This window comes from Nodosilinea nodulosa PCC 7104 (genome assembly GCF_000309385.1).
GTDB lineage: Bacteria > Cyanobacteriota > Cyanobacteriia > Phormidesmidales > Phormidesmidaceae > Nodosilinea > Nodosilinea nodulosa.
The window spans coordinates 5,482,505-5,498,977 of record NZ_JH976537.1 but is presented as its reverse complement, the minus strand read 5'-3'; the positions used below and the strand labels follow the sequence as shown (position 1 = coordinate 5,498,977).

14 protein-coding genes are annotated in these 16,473 nt (G+C 55.5%); 8 read left to right on the top strand and 6 right to left on the bottom strand.

Annotated features, from left to right (window positions below; all coding sequences use genetic code 11):
• Nucleotides 1–35 precede the first annotated feature (35 nt).
• Both LEPTO7104_RS0125450 and LEPTO7104_RS35310 read left to right on the top strand, forming a co-directional pair.
• Nucleotides 36–722 (top strand): response regulator transcription factor, encoded by a 687-nt coding sequence (locus LEPTO7104_RS0125450; protein ID WP_017301413.1) that lies wholly within the window; start codon nucleotides 36–38, stop codon nucleotides 720–722.
• A gap of 156 nt (nucleotides 723–878) precedes the next feature.
• Nucleotides 879–1,556 carry a hypothetical protein gene (locus LEPTO7104_RS35310; RefSeq protein ID WP_017301412.1) on the top strand — a complete coding sequence of 226 codons (678 nt, stop codon included), beginning with the start codon at nucleotides 879–881 and terminating at the stop codon, nucleotides 1,554–1,556.
• A gap of 139 nt (nucleotides 1,557–1,695) precedes the next feature.
• Here the strand turns inward: LEPTO7104_RS35310 and LEPTO7104_RS0125440 are convergent, their stop codons facing one another.
• Both LEPTO7104_RS0125440 and LEPTO7104_RS0125435 read right to left on the bottom strand, forming a co-directional pair.
• Nucleotides 1,696–2,478 (bottom strand): peptidoglycan recognition protein family protein, encoded by a 783-nt coding sequence (locus LEPTO7104_RS0125440; protein ID WP_225887044.1) that lies wholly within the window; start codon nucleotides 2,476–2,478, stop codon nucleotides 1,696–1,698.
• 101 nt (nucleotides 2,479–2,579) lie between these two features.
• The gene (locus tag LEPTO7104_RS0125435; protein ID WP_026073077.1) at nucleotides 2,580–3,026 is read right to left on the bottom strand and encodes a T3SS (YopN, CesT) and YbjN peptide-binding chaperone 1; all 447 of its coding nucleotides are present in this window, start codon (nucleotides 3,024–3,026) and stop codon (nucleotides 2,580–2,582) included.
• 284 nt (nucleotides 3,027–3,310) lie between these two features.
• On the opposite strand from LEPTO7104_RS0125435, the gene LEPTO7104_RS0125430 reads away from it, so the two are divergent.
• Together LEPTO7104_RS0125430 and LEPTO7104_RS0125425 are read left to right on the top strand one after the other, a co-directional pair.
• A complete protein-coding gene (locus LEPTO7104_RS0125430) occupies nucleotides 3,311–4,132 on the top strand; it encodes an HAD-IIB family hydrolase (protein WP_017301409.1) in 822 nt (273 codons plus the stop codon).
• A 193-nt stretch (nucleotides 4,133–4,325) separates the two neighbouring features.
• Nucleotides 4,326–5,528, top strand: a complete 1,203-nt coding sequence (locus LEPTO7104_RS0125425; RefSeq protein WP_017301408.1) for a glycosyltransferase family 2 protein — start codon at nucleotides 4,326–4,328, stop codon at nucleotides 5,526–5,528.
• A gap of 139 nt (nucleotides 5,529–5,667) precedes the next feature.
• Here the strand turns inward: LEPTO7104_RS0125425 and LEPTO7104_RS0125420 are convergent, their stop codons facing one another.
• The gene (locus tag LEPTO7104_RS0125420) at nucleotides 5,668–7,242 is read right to left on the bottom strand and encodes a DEAD/DEAH box helicase (RefSeq protein WP_017301407.1); all 1,575 of its coding nucleotides are present in this window, start codon (nucleotides 7,240–7,242) and stop codon (nucleotides 5,668–5,670) included.
• A gap of 195 nt (nucleotides 7,243–7,437) precedes the next feature.
• Here LEPTO7104_RS0125420 and LEPTO7104_RS0125415 point away from each other — a divergent pair, with 195 nt between their 5' ends.
• From LEPTO7104_RS0125415 to rfbB, 4 genes are all read left to right on the top strand, one after another.
• Nucleotides 7,438–8,400, top strand: a complete 963-nt coding sequence (locus LEPTO7104_RS0125415) for an aldo/keto reductase (RefSeq protein ID WP_017301406.1) — start codon at nucleotides 7,438–7,440, stop codon at nucleotides 8,398–8,400.
• A gap of 78 nt (nucleotides 8,401–8,478) precedes the next feature.
• A complete protein-coding gene (locus LEPTO7104_RS35305) occupies nucleotides 8,479–9,624 on the top strand; it encodes an AI-2E family transporter (protein ID WP_017301405.1) in 1,146 nt (381 codons plus the stop codon).
• Nucleotides 9,625–9,788: 164 nt separating this feature from the next.
• On the top strand, nucleotides 9,789–10,628 hold the full coding sequence (locus LEPTO7104_RS0125405) for a metal ABC transporter permease (protein WP_017301404.1): 840 nt from the start codon (nucleotides 9,789–9,791) through the stop codon (nucleotides 10,626–10,628).
• A 9-nt stretch (nucleotides 10,629–10,637) separates the two neighbouring features.
• Nucleotides 10,638–11,696, top strand: a complete 1,059-nt coding sequence (gene rfbB / locus LEPTO7104_RS0125400; protein WP_017301403.1) for a dTDP-glucose 4,6-dehydratase — start codon at nucleotides 10,638–10,640, stop codon at nucleotides 11,694–11,696.
• On the opposite strand, the gene LEPTO7104_RS0125395 is transcribed toward rfbB, so the two are convergent.
• From LEPTO7104_RS0125395 to LEPTO7104_RS35300, 3 genes are all read right to left on the bottom strand, one after another.
• Nucleotides 11,693–12,595 carry a glycosyltransferase family 2 protein gene (locus LEPTO7104_RS0125395; RefSeq protein ID WP_196358150.1) on the bottom strand — a complete coding sequence of 301 codons (903 nt, stop codon included), beginning with the start codon at nucleotides 12,593–12,595 and terminating at the stop codon, nucleotides 11,693–11,695. The two genes, rfbB and LEPTO7104_RS0125395, sit on opposite strands and share 4 nt — an antisense overlap.
• Nucleotides 12,596–12,653: 58 nt before the next feature.
• On the bottom strand, nucleotides 12,654–15,242 hold the full coding sequence (locus LEPTO7104_RS0125390) for a glycosyltransferase (RefSeq protein WP_155523773.1): 2,589 nt from the start codon (nucleotides 15,240–15,242) through the stop codon (nucleotides 12,654–12,656).
• Between the two features lie 134 nt (nucleotides 15,243–15,376).
• Nucleotides 15,377–16,447: a class I SAM-dependent methyltransferase gene (locus LEPTO7104_RS35300; RefSeq protein WP_017301400.1), complete on the bottom strand. Its 1,071-nt coding sequence runs from the start codon at nucleotides 16,445–16,447 to the stop codon at nucleotides 15,377–15,379.
• Nucleotides 16,448–16,473: the final 26 nt, after the last annotated feature.

Sequence of the window (16,473 nt, the reverse complement as noted above, 5' to 3'; positions counted from 1 at the left end):
TTTACCTGCCGATGCTTTAGACCTGGGATAACGTCATGCCGCTCACCGTTTTAATTGCGGAAGACGACGAGGGGACTCGCCTTTCGCTGTGTGACTATTTGGAGCTTGAGGGCTACTCTGTACTGATGGCCAGCCATGGTGAAATGGCTCTGCAGCAGGTGTTTAGCCACCAGCCTCAGCTCATTATTACCGACATTGGCATGCCTGGGCTAGACGGCTATACCCTGGTGCAAAAGGTGCGTCAGTACCCGGCCTTTCGGCTGCTGCCGGTAATTTTTCTCACCGCCCACACCCAAACCCAAGACCGCATTAAGGGCTACCAGCTGGGCTGTGACCTGTACCTGCCTAAACCCTTTGAGCTAAAGGAGATTGGGGCGATTGTGCGCAATTTGCTGGAGCGATCGCAGCTGATTCAGTCGGCCTGGATTCAGCAGGTGGCGTTGAACACCGCTCAGCAGCGGGCCATGCAGCCGGGCGAGGCGCTGGCGGAGGTCGTTCCCTGGACGCCAAACCCATCCGACTTGATTGCTGACTTCACCGCTCGCGAGCAGGATGTGCTGGCGCTGCTGTCCGACGGGCTTTCCAATGCTCAGATCGGCGATCGCCTCTTTCTCAGCCCCAGAACCGTCGAAAAGTACGTCAGCAGCCTGCTGCGCAAAACCGAAACCAGCAACCGCTCAGAGCTGCTGCGGTTTGCCATCAGCCACCATCTGGTGCCTTAGACCGTTTCGGTAAAAGACGGTGCCCCAGGGTAGGGGCGCAGGTCTTGCGCCCCCGGGTGGAAGCAAAAATCTTGGGTACGTTCGTGACTCGACTGACCCCTAGTATCTTCCAGTACCGCAGGGCCCAATCTGAAGTAATCCTCAAAATCACTCTCTGTGGCGCGTTTTTTGACCCCCGTTCTGCTGTTGCTACTGCTGCCGCTGGCCAGCTGTCTCCCAACCGCACCCTCCCATGCCCCGACCGTTGAGCCACCATCTCCCACCCCCGGCACCCCCGCTCAACCCGCTACCGATTTTTTAGTCGTTCCTGGGCAGCGGGTTGGCCCGGTTACCGCCGAGACCAGCCGCGCCGACCTGTCCGCCCGCTACGGTGCGGCGGCTCTACAGGATGGCCCCATTCAGATGGGAGAAGGCACCACAGAGCCGGGAACCGTGGTCAACCCTGGCCCCGATCGCCAGTTTTCGGTGGTGTGGCAGGACGCTAGCCAAACCCGGCCCCAGCTGATTAAAGACTTTGGCCCAGCCTGGCAAACCCCTGAGGGGCTGGGGGTAGGTGCCCCCTATGTCGCCGTGAAGGCAGCCCTGGGCAGCTTTCAGCTCTACGGCTTTGCCTGGGACTACGGCGGCACCGTGGTGCTGGAGGGAAGCCAGCTGGAGCAGTATAACGGCTACCTGATTCTGCGGTTGAACCCTTCGGAGGCGGCCCTAGCCCAGCACGCCGAAGCTTACCAGGCCGTTATGGGCGATGAGCTATTTGCTAGCGACAACCCCAATCTAGACGTACTAAAGCCATCGGTCTACGAAATGGTGGTTTACTTTGACGCCCAGTTTTAGGAAGCCCAGCCCTAGGGCGTGCCATCAATTTTGGCTAAAATCCTGATTCCACCAGCATTGCCACGCCCGACCCCAAAAAACAGGCTAGGGGCTGTAACCGCTGATTTTTGAGCCATCAGCAACTAATTGATGACAGCCCCTAGCTCGACAGGCCGCTGCGGGTGGGGTAGCGGCGCAGCAGCGCAAAGAAATCTTGACCATCAAAACTGCGTGGGTCCATGCGGGTGCCAGAGCGATCGACCGCCTTGTGGGTGGTAATCCGGCTGTCGGGAATGGTGGTTTGGGCCAGCAGCCAGGCTAAGGAGGTGTACTGGGCCTGGGTGTAGCCGCTGTGGCTGCGGCGGTTGTTCATGCCGTCGCCGGGCGTTTCCAGCGAAACGTGGTAGGCAAAGTTGTTGACCGACGGGGGAAACGCCGGATTGGTGCGTACGGTTTCTGGGCCATTGGGGCCGTCAAAAACTGAGTTGCCCGCACCAAAGGCGCGTTTTTCGGGGGGCACGATGTAGTAGACGGTGCCGTCGCGGCCAATCAGGGCGTGGTAGCTGACCTGGTCCTGGTCGCGGGGATGGCGGGTGCGAAACAGGTTGAGGGCGCTCTGGGCTGACCCTACGGTCTCGTGTAGAACGGCGATGAAGTCGTTGTGCAGGACCTGGCCGTTGATGTCGGTGGCGTAGCGATCGCCGTAGTTAGAAGGGTCGGCCAGGGCCGTAACCTGGCGCGGGGGGGCGACCTGGGCGAGGGAGTCCGGGGGCTCTGCCTTGAGGACATTCAAGTCTGCCCCGGCGACGGTTCGCAGGGGAGACAGGTGGCTTACCGTGAGCTGCGGCTGTGGCGGTGCGATCGCTCGGGCCGGAGACAACCCCACGCTCAGCAGCACTATCAACAGTCCTCCCAAACCGACCCAAATCCAGCGACGAGCCACGGCGGCTTCCCCCAGTGCAATTGGCTAGCTTATTTTGTAGCGCGAAATGGGTCAAACGGAAGCTTACCCTGGCATAAAACTGTCCAGAGGCCCGGCCCGCCTCAGGACGCCCATCGATCGAGGGCGCGTTTGCCCCCCCAGCGGGCCACAATTTCGTCGTCGTAGCTGTCGGCGATGCGAATGACGGTGGTGACGGAGTGGTTTAACCCCCGGCGATCGCAGGTTTCGCCCACCAGGCTGTGCTCAAACACAATGTCGTCTTCGGCATCGTAGGCAAAGCGGCCAAAGTAAATGCCGTTGTTTTCGCGCAGCAGGTAATAGCTCAGTTCAGGGGTTAGGCGAATATTTGTAACGACGTAGGATCGCGTTGTAATCAGGGTTTCGTCGTCATGCCAGGCCACGACTCGGGTAGAGGCTACCGCCGACCCCAGGTTGACAATAAACAGGGGCTCATCGTCAAAAAGCACCAGCGATTCCCCAAAGAGCTCGTGCATCCAGGGCAAAATCCGATGATAAACCGCTTCCTGGCCGGGGGTCTTAAACTCCATAACAATCATCGCGAGGGCAAACTGCAAGACCTCAGCCGTAGGCTAAGCCTTAACAGATTAGCTCTAGACCGGGCCGAAATAAAAGTTACCCAGGTATTGTCTCACTCCGGCTTTGCAGTGGGGAAGGCGGAAAATTTTGGGGAGACGGCGGCGCGATCGCCCCGCCCCTGCCCCGCTAGAGGTGGGGGCAAGTCCTGCGGTAGGCTTTGGATAGCTACACGCTATGGTTTCCGCCGCGCTCTGCCGCAGCGCTTTCTCTGTCACCCCTAACCCCGACCGCGCCTATGGTCTGCATTTTGTTTACCGATCTCGATGGCACCCTGCTCAACGGCGAAACCTACGCCTACCAGGCGGCCCTGCCCACCCTGGCCAAACTCACCGCCCTGGGCATTCCGGTGGTGCCGGTGACTAGCAAAACCCGCCAGGAGGTGGCCCAGCTGCGCCAGGAGGTGGGGCTGCGCGATCCCTTTGTGGTTGAAAACGGCAGCGCCGTCTACTTTCCCATCGACCAAACCCGCTTTGCCCTGCCGCCGGGAGAAGATGTCGACGGCTACCGGGTGCTCCAGCTGGGCTGCAATTACGTCACCGCGCGGGCCGGGCTAAAGGCGATCGCCCAGGACTTGGGCCGCCCCCTCAAGGGCTTTGGCGACTGGAGCGTAGACCAGATCGTGCAGCTTACCGGGCTGTCGCCTGGTGAGGCAAAGCAGGCCAAAGCCCGAGAATTTACCGAACCCTTTATGACCCCCAAAAATGTGCCCGCCGAGCAGCTGCGGCAGGCGGTGGAGGCGATGGGCTTTCGGGTGGTGATGGGCGATCGCTTTTCTCACCTGATCGGTGCCGACGCGGGCAAAGGCAACGCCGTCCACCAGCTGGTGCAGTGCTTTCAGGCCAGCAACCCCGACGCCCACACCGTCGCTACCATCGGCCTGGGCAACAGCCCCAACGACCTCGACATGCTCGAAAACGTCGATTACCCGATTGTGCTGCCCGGTGCCCACGGCGCCCACCCCCAGCTGGCCGACCGGGGCTGGACTGTGGCCCTCGCCCCCGCTCCGGAGGGATGGGCCTTGGCCGTTGAGGATATTCTGGCCAAAATTGCCGCCTAGCCCCAGGCGCAGCCCCTTACCCTCCGCAGCTACACGGATATTTGAAGCTCCGGTAAATCTGGTTGGCCGAGGCAGGATGCGATCGCCCTGGTTCGGTAGGGTAGCTAGGAACCAGGGCGATCGGGCCAGCCGATTCGGACGCGACGATCGGGGCAACCTGAAAGCAACCATTCATCGGGGAAGATTGGCCGCTATGAATCTAAGTTTGACTGGGTTACTCGCCATTGCCCTGGCCATAGTTCCACTGCTGCTCTTGGTCACCTCGGCCTGGCTGGCCCTGGAGTGCCTGTTTGCCCTGGGGGCGCAATCTACGGTCCCGGCCACCCCTCCCCTGCCTGCCGATCTCTCCCTGGCGGTGCTGGTGCCCGCCCACAACGAGGCGGGGGGCATTGGGCCAACTCTAGCTACCATTGCGCCGCAGCTGCGTCCGGGCGATCGCCTGGTGGTGGTCGCCGACAACTGCACCGATGCTACCGCCGCCGAAGCCCGTGAAACCGGGGCCACGGTAATCGAGCGTCAGGACTCGACCCAGCGCGGCAAGGGCTATGCCCTCGACTTTGGCCTCCGCCACCTGGCCGCTGAGGCCCCCGACGTAGTGGTTTTTGTCGATGCCGACTGCACCCTGCATCCCGGCGCTCTAGCCTCCCTGGCCAGTCAGGCCCAGCGCACCAATCGCCCTGTGCAGGCCGTTTACTTAATGGAAAAGCCCCCCAACCCTGGGCTGAAAGACGGTGTTTCGGCCTTTGCCTTTAAAGTCAAAAACTGGGTTCGCCCCCTGGGGCTGTACCGCCTGGGCCAGCCCTGCCTGCTGACGGGCACTGGTATTGCCATGCCCTGGGCGGCGGCGACCTCGGTCAGCATCGCCAGCGGCCACATCGTCGAAGATATGAAGCTAGGGCTGGATCTGGCCCTGGCGGGCTATGCACCTCAGTTTTGCCAGGCCGCCTGGGTGACCAGCCGCCTGCCCAGCGGCGACCAGGCGGCAACCACTCAGCGCACCCGCTGGGAGCACGGCCATCTGCAAATGTTTACCGAATACGTGCCCAAGCTGCTGGGCCAGGCCGTCAGGCAAGGCCGCCTCGATCTGCTGGCCCTGGCCCTGGAGCTGTCGGTGCTGCCGATTACGCTTCAGGTGGTGGCTGTGGTCGCGATCGCCCTCCTCAGCCTGGTTATCGCCCTGGCTGGCCTTAGCTGGCTGCCTGCCTACCTGGCCCTGGGGGCGCTGGCCTGCTTAGTCGTCGGCATTGGCCTGGCCTGGGTGGGCTACGGTCGCGCTGATCTGTCGCTGCGAGACATTCTGGCGGTGCCCGCCTACATGCTGAGCAAGTTTTCTATCTTTTCTAAGTTTTTGACCAAGCGAGAAGAAGCCTGGATCCGCACCGAACGCGACGGCTGAGGTCAACTTTGGAGTTTGGATTCGCGAGTTTGGAGTTTATGTAGCGTAGGGTGCATTCGCGGAGCAATGCACCGCTCTAGAAAACCTCGAACCCTCTGCGGTGCATTGTGCTTCGACACATGCACCGCAGAGGGTGATGCTAAATGGCCTGGCGTAGGTTGGCCAGGCGATTAAAGCTGCCGGGGCCGCACTCCTTCTCAAACTCCTGCACAATCCAATCCTGGCGCTTGCCGATGCGCTTGGCGCTTTTTTGCAGGTACTCGAAATACTCCAGCATTTGGGTGGGGGTAGGCCGAGGGCCAAAGATCGATCCAAAGCACCAGGCATCCTTGGGCCACCGACCGCAGTGTTCCCAAAACGATCGCTCCGCCCAGGTCGGCGCGTTGCGGCGCATGTAGGCGCGGCGGCGGTGGCTGTGGAACAGCTCCACCAGGGTAGGAATATCGTTAATCTGGTGGGCCTGGTCGGCGGAATAGATCTCCACCATGTCTTCCAGGTTGAGCGGGCGCTCGGTGATCCACTGGTGGCCACAGTCCGGGCATTTGGCGATAAACGACAGCACGATGCGTCCGCACTGGGGGCAGGGCTTGGTCGGCGGCGGTGTGCCTCCCTCGCTGTTCTTTTGCTCCTGCACCGGCAGGTGGTAGTCCTTGATGTCTTCGGGAAAGCCCAGCCGCTCCAGGTTGCCCGCCTGGTCGAGAATGATGCCGTACTGCTTGCCCGTCTGGGGCGAGATGCGCATCACCCGGCCAATTTGTTGCAAGTGCAGGGCGCTGGACTGGGTGGGCCGCAGCATGAGCCCCACCTCCACGCTGGGCTCGTCGAAGCCGATGCTGATTACGTTGCAGGAGGTGAGCACCAGAATTTTTTCGTCCCGCAGGTCGCTGTACATGCGCTTGCGGTCTTTGATTGGGGTGCCGCCCTCCACGGTGTCGGCGGTGATGCCAGCGGCATTGAAGGCATCGGCCACGTGGCGGGCGTGCTCAATGTCGACGCAGAAGGCGATCGTGCGTTTGCCGGGGCAGAGGCGCTGCCACTCGCGGACGATTTTTTCGATCAGCTCGGGGCGATCGCAGGCATTTTTCAGCCCGGCTTCGTCGTAGTCGCCCCGCACGGTTTTGACTTCCTTCAGGTTGGCGACCCCATCCGGCGGCATGCTGTAGTACTTCATCGGGGCCAAAAAGCCCCGCTGCTGCAGGTCGCTGGGCACAGGTGAGGCCACCAGGGTATCCATATAGTCGCCCAGCTGCTCTTTGCCCAAACGCTTGGGGGTAGCGGTCATCACCAGGTGCCAGGCATCGGGAAACGTTTTGAGCACCTTCTTGCCCACCTGGCTAAACAGGGTGATGTGCCCCTCGTCGTAGAACACCACGTCGGCGGGCCACTGCTTCCACCACTGCCGCTTTGACATGGTTTGAATGCTGGCGATCTGAATCGGGGCGTCGCGGTTCTCTTCCCAGCCCGCTTTAATGAAGCCGCAGTGCAGCCCAAAGGATTCCATCTTTTCGTAGGTCTGGCCCACCAGCACGTCCAGGTGCACCAAAAACATCAGCCGCTTACCCGCCCGCTCGGCATGGGCGCAGATCTGCCCGCTGATGACGGTTTTGCCCGCCCCGGTACCCGCCACGATCGCCACTCGCTTGTGCCCCTCGTTGAGCTTGCGGTAGAGGTCGTTGATCAGGTCAACCTGGTAGGGGCGGAGTTGGGGAGGCATGGGGAAGAGAAGAGGGTGGGAAGAGAAGAGAGTGAGGACGTGGATGAGTTAGGGGTTGAGGCTGGCCTTCGAGCCTTGAGTTTTGAACGTTTCGTCCCATTCTCTCACTCAATAATAAACAAGTACTATCTTCCATCCCCCTGATCAAGGCGACGTTATTATGCAGGTACATGAACCACAGACGCTCTGCTACCTATGGATACTCGCAAACTTGGCAAGACCGATATTGAAATTACCCCGCTGATTTTTGGCACCTGGCAGGCGGGTAAGAGCGGCTGGGTTGGCGTCGAAGATGAAGCGGTCATTCAGGCAATGCAGGCGGCGCTGGATGCCGGGATAACCACCTTCGATACGGCGGAGGTCTATGGCAATGGCTATTCTGAGGAACTGGTGGGCAAGGCGCTGGGGAATAGGCGCGATCGGGTCATTCTTGCCACCAAGGTGTTTCCCAACCATCTGAAGCACGACCAGGTGATCGAGGCCTGCGAGAATTCTCTCAGGCGAATGCAGACCGACGTGATTGATCTATACCAGATTCACTGGCCCTCGGGGGCCTTCAAAAGCGAGATTGTGCCCATAGCCGAGACTATGGGAGCGCTGAACCAGCTCAAAGACCAGGGCAAAATTCGCGCGATCGGGGTGTCCAACTTTTCTAAGGCTCAGATTGAAGAGGCCATGGAGTATGGACGCATCGATAGCCTTCAGCCGCCCTATTCCCTCTTTTGGCGCGGAGTCGAAACGGAGCTGCGGCCCTACTGTGTGGAGAATGAGCTAACCATTTTGGCCTACTCGTCCCTGGCCCAGGGGTTGCTCACCGGCAAGTTTGGCCCCGACCACGAGTTTCCCAAAGAAGACGTTCGCAGCAAAAACAAGCTGTTTCAGCCGCCCCTGTACGGCAAAGCTCAGGCCGCCCTAGAACAGCTGCGTCCGATCGCCCGTCGCTACCACACCACCCTGGGCAACCTGGCTCTGGCCTGGCTGATGGCCCAGCCCCAGACCACGGCGATCGTCGGTGCGCGCAATGGGGAGCAGGCGAAGGAAAACGCCCAGGCCGCTGCGGTGTCTCTCTCTGCCGATGACCTGGCTGAAATCGACGCCATCAGCCGCACCGTCACCGACCACCTGCCCAGCGACCCGGTAATGTGGAACTTCGGGTAAGCCTAAAACTTTTTCAACATCCTATCGCTGGCCTACCTTCAGGTAATACCCTGGGGCAGTCCCCTCTGCTGAGCCCCGATGGACCCCAAGGCCCTGGCCATGCCCCGCTGGCTGCGAAATGCGCTGCTGTTTCCGCTGTTTTTCTTGAATGGCTGGCTGTTTACCCTGCTGATCGACTTTTTGCAGCCCCTGGTCACCATGGTGCTGATTGCCATCATGCTGGCCCTGGTGCTCGACTACCCGATGCAGCTTTTGCAGCGGCGCGGCACGCCTCGCCCGATTAGCCTGACGCTGGTAGTCGTGACGGCGATCGCGGCCATTTTCATCGGGGCCTTTTTTGTGCTGCCGCTGCTGGTCGGCCAGCTAGGCGATTTTCTCAACCAGCTGCCCCAGTGGATGAACTCCGCCACGGGGCTGTTTGAGTGGCTCGACAGCCTGCCCTGGGCCGAATCCCTCGGGCTTAGCTTTGACGAAATTCAGATCCTGGTGGCGCGCCAGATGACTGGAGTGATGCGCACCCTGGGGACCACCCTGCTGGGGCTGCTGGCGGGCAGCGTCACCAGCGGCTTTAAGGTCTTTTTTGTGCTGGTGCTGACGGTGTTTATGCTGGTCAAAGGGGAGCGGGCCTGGGCGGGCATCATGAGCTGGCTGTCGCCCTGGTGGCGCGATCGCCTCGAAACCAAAGTGCCCTACAAATTCAAGCGGTTTATCAGCGTGCAGGTAATGCTGGCCACCGGCTTTGGCCTGGTGCTAGCGCTCATCTTCACCCTCATTCAGGTGCCCCTGGCGCTGATGTTTGCCATGCTGATTGGCATGGGCAGCCTGTTTCCGTTTATGGGGGCCTTCGCGCAGACCTCGGTCAGCCTGTTCGTCATGTTCCACGACGTGGGCACGGGCATTCAGGTGTTTATCATTGCCCTGGTGCTGGGGCAGATTTTAGACGAAATTATCTTGCCCAAGGTGATGGGCGATCTGATCGGCGTCAACCCGATCTGGCTGATTGTGTCGGTGTTTATCGGGGCCAGGCTGGGCGGCGTAATGGGCATTTTGATCGCCGTTCCGATCGCCAGCGTGATCAAAGAAATCGTCGTCGACATGATCGCCGAGGCCCGAGGTGAAAGTACGACGCAGCCCAAAGACCCGCCGCCCGCCACCCCAGCCACCACCGATGCCCCTACCCCAGAAAGTACCCCAGAAAGTACCCCAGGGATTGTATTAGAGTAGTTGGGGATGGCTGGCTGGACAGGCCCTACCAGCGGCCAAAATCCATCCCGCCGCCGATGAGAGTCCTGTGTTTAGCGGCCCAACCCCTGCGGAGGCATTCCCGCTGCCGCTGGGCGGTCATGGGTGCGGTAGCGATTTTTCCGCTCAGTTCCTAAACAGCTTCGATGGATTGGCTTTTAAACCCGCTCAGCTACGACTTTATGCGCCAGACGCGGCTGGCCAGTGTTCTGGTCGGCATTCTCTGCCCCGTTATCGGCACCTATCTGATCGTGCAGCGCATGGCTATGCTGGGGGATGTTGTGGCCCAAGGGGTGCTGCCGGGGCTGGCGATCGCCAGTTTCCTCAACCTCCCAATTTTAGCCGGGGCCTTTGCCTGCGGCCTGTTTAGCACCTTCGTCATCGCCTGGATTCGCGCCCAGTCGAGGATCAAAGTCGACACCGCCATGGCGATCACGTTTTCGGCCTTTCTCTCCCTGGGCATTACCCTGCTGACGGTGTTTCGCAGTCGTGTATCCCTAGAGCAGCTTTTATTTGGCGACATTCTCAGCATCGATGTCAGCGATGTTTGGCAGATTGCCGCGATCGCCGCTCTGGTGCTGCTGGGCGAGGTGCTGTTCTACAAAGAGCTTTTGTTCTTTACCTTCGGCCCCCAGGGGGCCGAGGCCCTGGGGCTACCCGTTCAGCGCATCAACCTCGGCCTGATGGCCGCCATCACCCTGGCGATCATCGCCGGTATGAAAACCGTCGGAGTCATCCTCGCCCTCGCGCTCATGGTCGGCCCCGCCGCCACTGCCTACCTCCTGGTCAAAGAGCTGCACTGGATGATGATTTTGGGCGCCGCCCTCGGCGTCCTGTTTGGCGGCGCGGGCATGTACGGCAGCTATTATCTGGATATACCGTCGGGGCCTGCGATCGGCCTGACCGTATTTGCTGGCTTTTTGCTGGCTCTTTTCTTCAGCCCTCGCCAGGGAATTTTGGGGCGGTGGGTGAGCGGCTATCGCTAAAGGGCGGCCATGGCACCTGAAAATTTGCTTGTCACGGGCGGGGCGGGGTTTATTGGCTCCAATTTTGTCCGCTACTGGCACCGCCACTATCCTCACTGCCGGCTGATCGTTCTCGATGCCCTCACCTACGCTGGCCGTAAGGCAAACCTGGGCGCGCTGCTAGAGCATCCCAAGATTGAATTTGTGCAGGGAGACATCTGCGATCGCGCCCGGGTAGACCACATCCTAAAGACCTACGCCATCGACACGCTGGTGCACTTCGCCGCCGAATCCCACGTCGATCGATCCATTCAAGGGCCAGCAGCCTTTGTGCAAACCAATATTGTGGGCACCTTTACCCTGCTAGAAGCCTTTTGCGCCCACTGGCGAACCCTAGGGCACCCCACCCAGGCGCGGTTTCTCCACGTCTCCACCGACGAAGTTTACGGCAGCCTTGGCCCGCTCGATCCGCCCTTTACCGAAACCAGCCCCTACGCCCCCAGCAGCCCCTACTCCGCCTCCAAGGCAGGCAGCGACCATCTGGTCAGAGCGTACCATCGCACCTACGGTCTGCCCACCCTGATCGCTAACGCCTCCAACAACTATGGCCCCTACCAATTTCCAGAAAAATTTATCCCGCTAATGTGCCTTAATATCCTATTAGGCAAGCCCCTACCCATTTACGGCGACGGCCAAAACATTCGAGACTGGCTATTTGTCGAAGATCACTGCCGCGCCCTGGATGCGGTATTACATCGTGCCCATCCTGGTGCGACCTACAACATTGGTGGTCAATCTGAAATCAAAAATATTGATCTGGTTATCCTACTATGCGACCTCATGAACGAGCTAGCCCCAGAGTTGCCAGTTCGCCCTGCCCAGGAGCTAATTACCTTTGTGCGCGATCGCCCTGGCCACGATTTTCGCTACGCCACAGACATCAGCAAGCTGGTAGCAAACTTAGGCTGGCAACCCAGTATCTCGCTGGACCAAGGCCTCAGCAAAACAGCGAGTTGGTACCTTAGCCACTCCAGCTGGTGGACGCCTCTGTTGTCAAGGGAGACTACGGTACCGTCTCCACCTAGCTAGAGATAAGGCGCTTTTCGAACCGCCGCCAGCTTAGTCTGATAAATTTTAACTAGCCTATTTAGGCCAAAGGCCTCTAGCCCTTTACGTACGAGGGTTTTTACGACCATGACAGCCAATCGCGCATAGCTAATCAGCGGTTTTTCGCCGTGCAGCACGCGAGCGCGAGTGCCCTCGTGGTAGTTAAGCAACCAGTTATGGTCAGACATCCCGCCAAGCCGCATATGGGTAATAACTTGGTCTAAATAATGGAACTTAGTCCCCTTGAGTTTATTGCGCAAATACCACTCGTAGTCATTGGCCTGACCAAAATTTAAGTCAAAAATACCTACCCGCTGATACACCGTCTTGGGGGTGAAAGCCGCCAGGTGGTTGATGTGAAGAAACTTTGTAGTGTCGTCGCGGGCCGTCATAATGTAGCGGGGCTTTAAATCTTCGCTCCAGTACTGGCAGTTGCCGTGGACAATGGCCTCAGGATTGCGGCGGTGGGCTTCAACCACTTGGGCAATAGCGTCCTTCTCGTACCAATCACCCGCCGATATCATGCCGATTAATGCTCCATTGGCCAGAGCAATGGCCTTGTTCATAGCGTCGCTGGTGTTGATGTCCGTGCTGCTGATCCAGCAGTCAATGCGATCTTCATATTCTTTGATGATATCTAGGGTACGATCGCGCGATCCGCCATCCACTACAATGTGCTCGATTGGGGAATAACTCTGGCTGAGCACGTTTTTAATAGTGCTTTCTAGCGTATCTTCAGCATTCAAGACTATGGTCAAAATGCTGACTAAGGGAGAATCCCCTATCGCCATCATTGGCCCCTGGCTAAACCGAGTACCGCCAAAGACAATGCCCTGCTCATCGAGTCTTTTGACGCTACGATAGCTTGCATATTGCAACAACGGTGGTACAGCCATATAACTTTCTTAAAACCCGTGATCAAACTTGTATACCGTCAGTTTACTTTCTTTTGTTCACACCTAAGACAGAGCGCTTAACATTAAACCACTGGCTCCTCAGCTGCCAAGCCTGACTATTCTCCATGGCCTCAAGGCAAACCTTCAGCTCCTGAAATGACTTGTCTTCAAGTTGCTTCACGGTGACCGTGCGACTCCTTTCACCAGAAATATAGTTGATCAGCGTTTGTATCTTCCAAAGTTTGCTGCTTCGCATGGCCACAATTCTGTTTATCAAATCAGCAGTTGTTGCATCTGGCTCAATGACATAGGCTTCTAGATCATCTTCGTTAACCCTAAACAAAGACCACACAAACATAACCAGAGGGCGGAGTACAGTCTTTACAAGGGCAATCCAAAATTTGACAATAGACTTAAGTTTGGAAATCAGGGCAAATCGGAAGGCGATTAGCTTTTTTTGCAATACTTCCTGCTTAAGACTGGAAGTGATCAGAGGATTGAGCAAAATATTTCTTGGCAGCTGTAGGGGGGCTTCTGGGTAGTTTTCTAAGACAGCTAGCATCTGCCTAGCTTGGCAGATGCTTTGATAGTCACGGGCGCTGGCGATGGAATCGTCAGGTCTTATCTGCAAGGCTTTCTCAAGCGCTCCCGAAGCCTGAAAGAACAGAGTAGAACCTCTAGTCAAATTTAAAAGTATTGTCTGAGCTTCCTGAACTTCTAATCCAGAAGCCTGGTCTCGGGTTAAATACTTCGCATAACTCAGTTGAAAGTAAGGAAAATCAGGATCTAGCTCAATGGCCTGCTTAAATAAATTAGATCGCTCAGTATAACGCGCCAGATAGTAAGTCAACGATGCCAGTATCAGCTTGGCCAACTCTAGCTGGGTATTGTGGCCATTTTTCACAGACTCAGTTATGGTGTCAAAATATTTTCTATAGTTAAAAAATTCTGGGCAAAAATCGTAGGGAAACACATCCTCTAAATTATCTATGTCCCAGTAGGTTAGTGGAAGCTTTAAGGTCTTTTTCAATAGATCGAGTGCCCTATCAACCTGACGTCCATTACCAAAATGGAGGCAGGTTCGAATGAGATTAAACCGCAGCACTAGCGAAGTCGGGAACGTTGCTATTCCAGCCTCGGCAATGTCGACAGCCTTTAAGACCCAGTCATTCGACGAAAACAGACTTTGCAAGGCCTGATGATAATTGGCTAGAACAATCTCTCTAAACGCATCATTATAAATCAGACTGCTGGCTGTACCTGAGTCAATTTGGTGTTCTAGTCTTTGCAGATTTTCTTGCCCGATATTGCGCAGCAGCTTACTGCCAACAAAATCGTAGCTAGGTAGCCAGCCTTTTTGTAGAACAACACGCTTTTGGATCAGGCGGTCGATAGTAACAGGCTGACGCTGATCTGGCCTTTTGTGGCAAGGCTTAGCGGCCAGAAATGTCAAAAATCTGAGATACTGCGACGCTACCAGCGAAGAGGCAAATTCTCGCCGGATTATAGCTGCCCCTTCAATGGCTTGATTCTCAAGCACAGGCCATTGATCAACCGCCTTCTGGAGGACACTAGCCAGATTATTTTTTTCAAAATCGTAACTCAGAACGCCCTTGCCTTCTCCAGCAAAGAGGGCTAAAACGCTTCCCTCCTGGGCGACTACGGCAGATCCCATGGCCAATGCTTCTAGTCCCCGAGTTGGCGTCGCCCCCGGATGCCTGACATAGGTAAAACAAACCTTAGATTCAGATAGATTTTTGTAGTATTTGTCGAGGCCTTCGAAACCGTTAACCAGCTTGATATTGAGATCAGTTTCAGTCAGAACTTGGTATACCAATTTTGCTTTGTCGGGATGATAAGGGTGAGCCACAGTACCTGACAAAAATAGGTCTATGGTACGAGGAGATGCTGATAATTCTGGTAATAAGTCTGACAAACAAAACGATTTGGGAAAGGTGGACACAGGTACCGATGCCAACTGGGCTACATCGGCCCACTCAGTGTGGTCGGTAACCAAGAGTTCGTCAAAGATCTGCAACCACGGATAGGTAGCCTGTAGATGCAGGTCATAGTCGGCCGTTTGACCAAAAATCGGGCAGTTTAGCTCTTGCAGATTGGGCGGTACCAAATGCCATTCCACCATTTGGCAAATGTAGAAATCTGGTGGGTGATCGCTGTTGTAGAAGCTGTGGATATCTGCGTAGGGTTGATTGGCTAAGTCGTCGGCATGAAAGCTAATATTCTCAATGGAGAACTTTTTGTCATCAGCCGCAGCTGTCAGCAGATCCCAGCTTCCTGTTCTGGTCCATGGGAGCTGAGCCAAAACGTGAATTTTGGGTTGCTGAACTAGCTTTAAAAGGTTTTGAGCATGCTCTTGGGGGCATGTTTTAAGCAAATCGATAGCTTTGTCAGTATGACCGCCAATCCAATGGGTAACGGCCAGATAAAAACGAGCTTCATCAATTTCTGTAAAGGAACTTAACCCTAGAATGGCCCGATCGGTCTTACCTATCAAGCCAAAAGCAGCGTAGGTTTGCCAATCTTGATCAGAGCCTTCTACAGCAACTCCTGCATAATTTCCTCTGCAAAAAAGAGCATCTATTTGGGTAAACTCTGGAGTTACTTTAGTCATAAGTGTGGATGAAATGAAACATCTACAAAGAATTTGCGAGCTTACCAATGTCCATCTTGACTTATCGGTGACAGAGAAACACTTTAAATCAAAAGCTCAGTGCTGTGTTGTCAAAATTAGCGTTATAAAATAATTCAACCTTTCCGCCCCTGGAGTTGTACTGAAGAGATAATAGATCTTAAAAACGATCTGAGCTTCGAGAGCTTATCTTTTTCTGTAAGTTTTTTCTGAAGATCATTTGCTTGTGCCTGAAGATGATTTGTCTTTTCAAGCAAGTCAGTATAGGCTGCTATGAATTTTTTAACTTCTTTAAGCGAATAACTCTTGAAAATGCAATCGATATCCTCAAGTTGATCCGAGGTTAAGGTGTCAACCTCAATTGGCCCAAGCCATTTAGGCAAGCCATAGTATTCTCTCCTATAAAGAACAATGTTAAACCGCTCTAATTCTTCAACTAGAACGGGAGCATAGCTGTTTTCAAAGACTTTTTCACTTCCCAGCTCGTTGATGATGAACCATATAGTTGATAAGCCCATCCTCTCTTGGGAGTCAACAAGGATAGTCCACGGCTCATTCTTTTCTGAAAAAAGAAAAACGGGCAAATCTATCTCAGAGACTGCGGCGACTACACCACAGTGTGTATGAGTAAATTTAGGGAAGACATTTTCTACCGCATCAATATCTAAATTTCCCATGATTATGTCTTTGTTGCTTTCATCAACACGACCTTCACAATCATGACCACATAGTATGCCATCTTTTTTTAGCAGAGGAAGCGCATTTTGAATATCTTGCTTGACACCATTATAGGTATGGTCCGCATCAATGAATATTAAGTCAAAATAGTTAGGCCTAAAAATCTCAGTAATTATTGTAGATGACGCTTTTATTGGAACAACTTTTTTACTGAATTTCTCAGTGTTACTATTAAAGAGACTCAGTGGATCTGTCCTTTTAATTAGATTGTCATGTTGCGGTATTAAATTTCCTTTCCAACTGTCTACGCAGTATAAGATGCTGCAATACTCTGCAAATATCTGAGTCGAACCCAGTCCAACCCAGCTTCCAATTTCTAAAATTTTGAGGTCTTTTCGACCGAAGCCATCTAAAATTTCTCTCAACGCAATTTGGTCAAAAGGCGACATCTCAGAACCAAATGAAATTTTATTTTCATCGACGGGGAGAGAATCATTAATCGACGACATTGTCTAATCCTATTACTGCACTATGT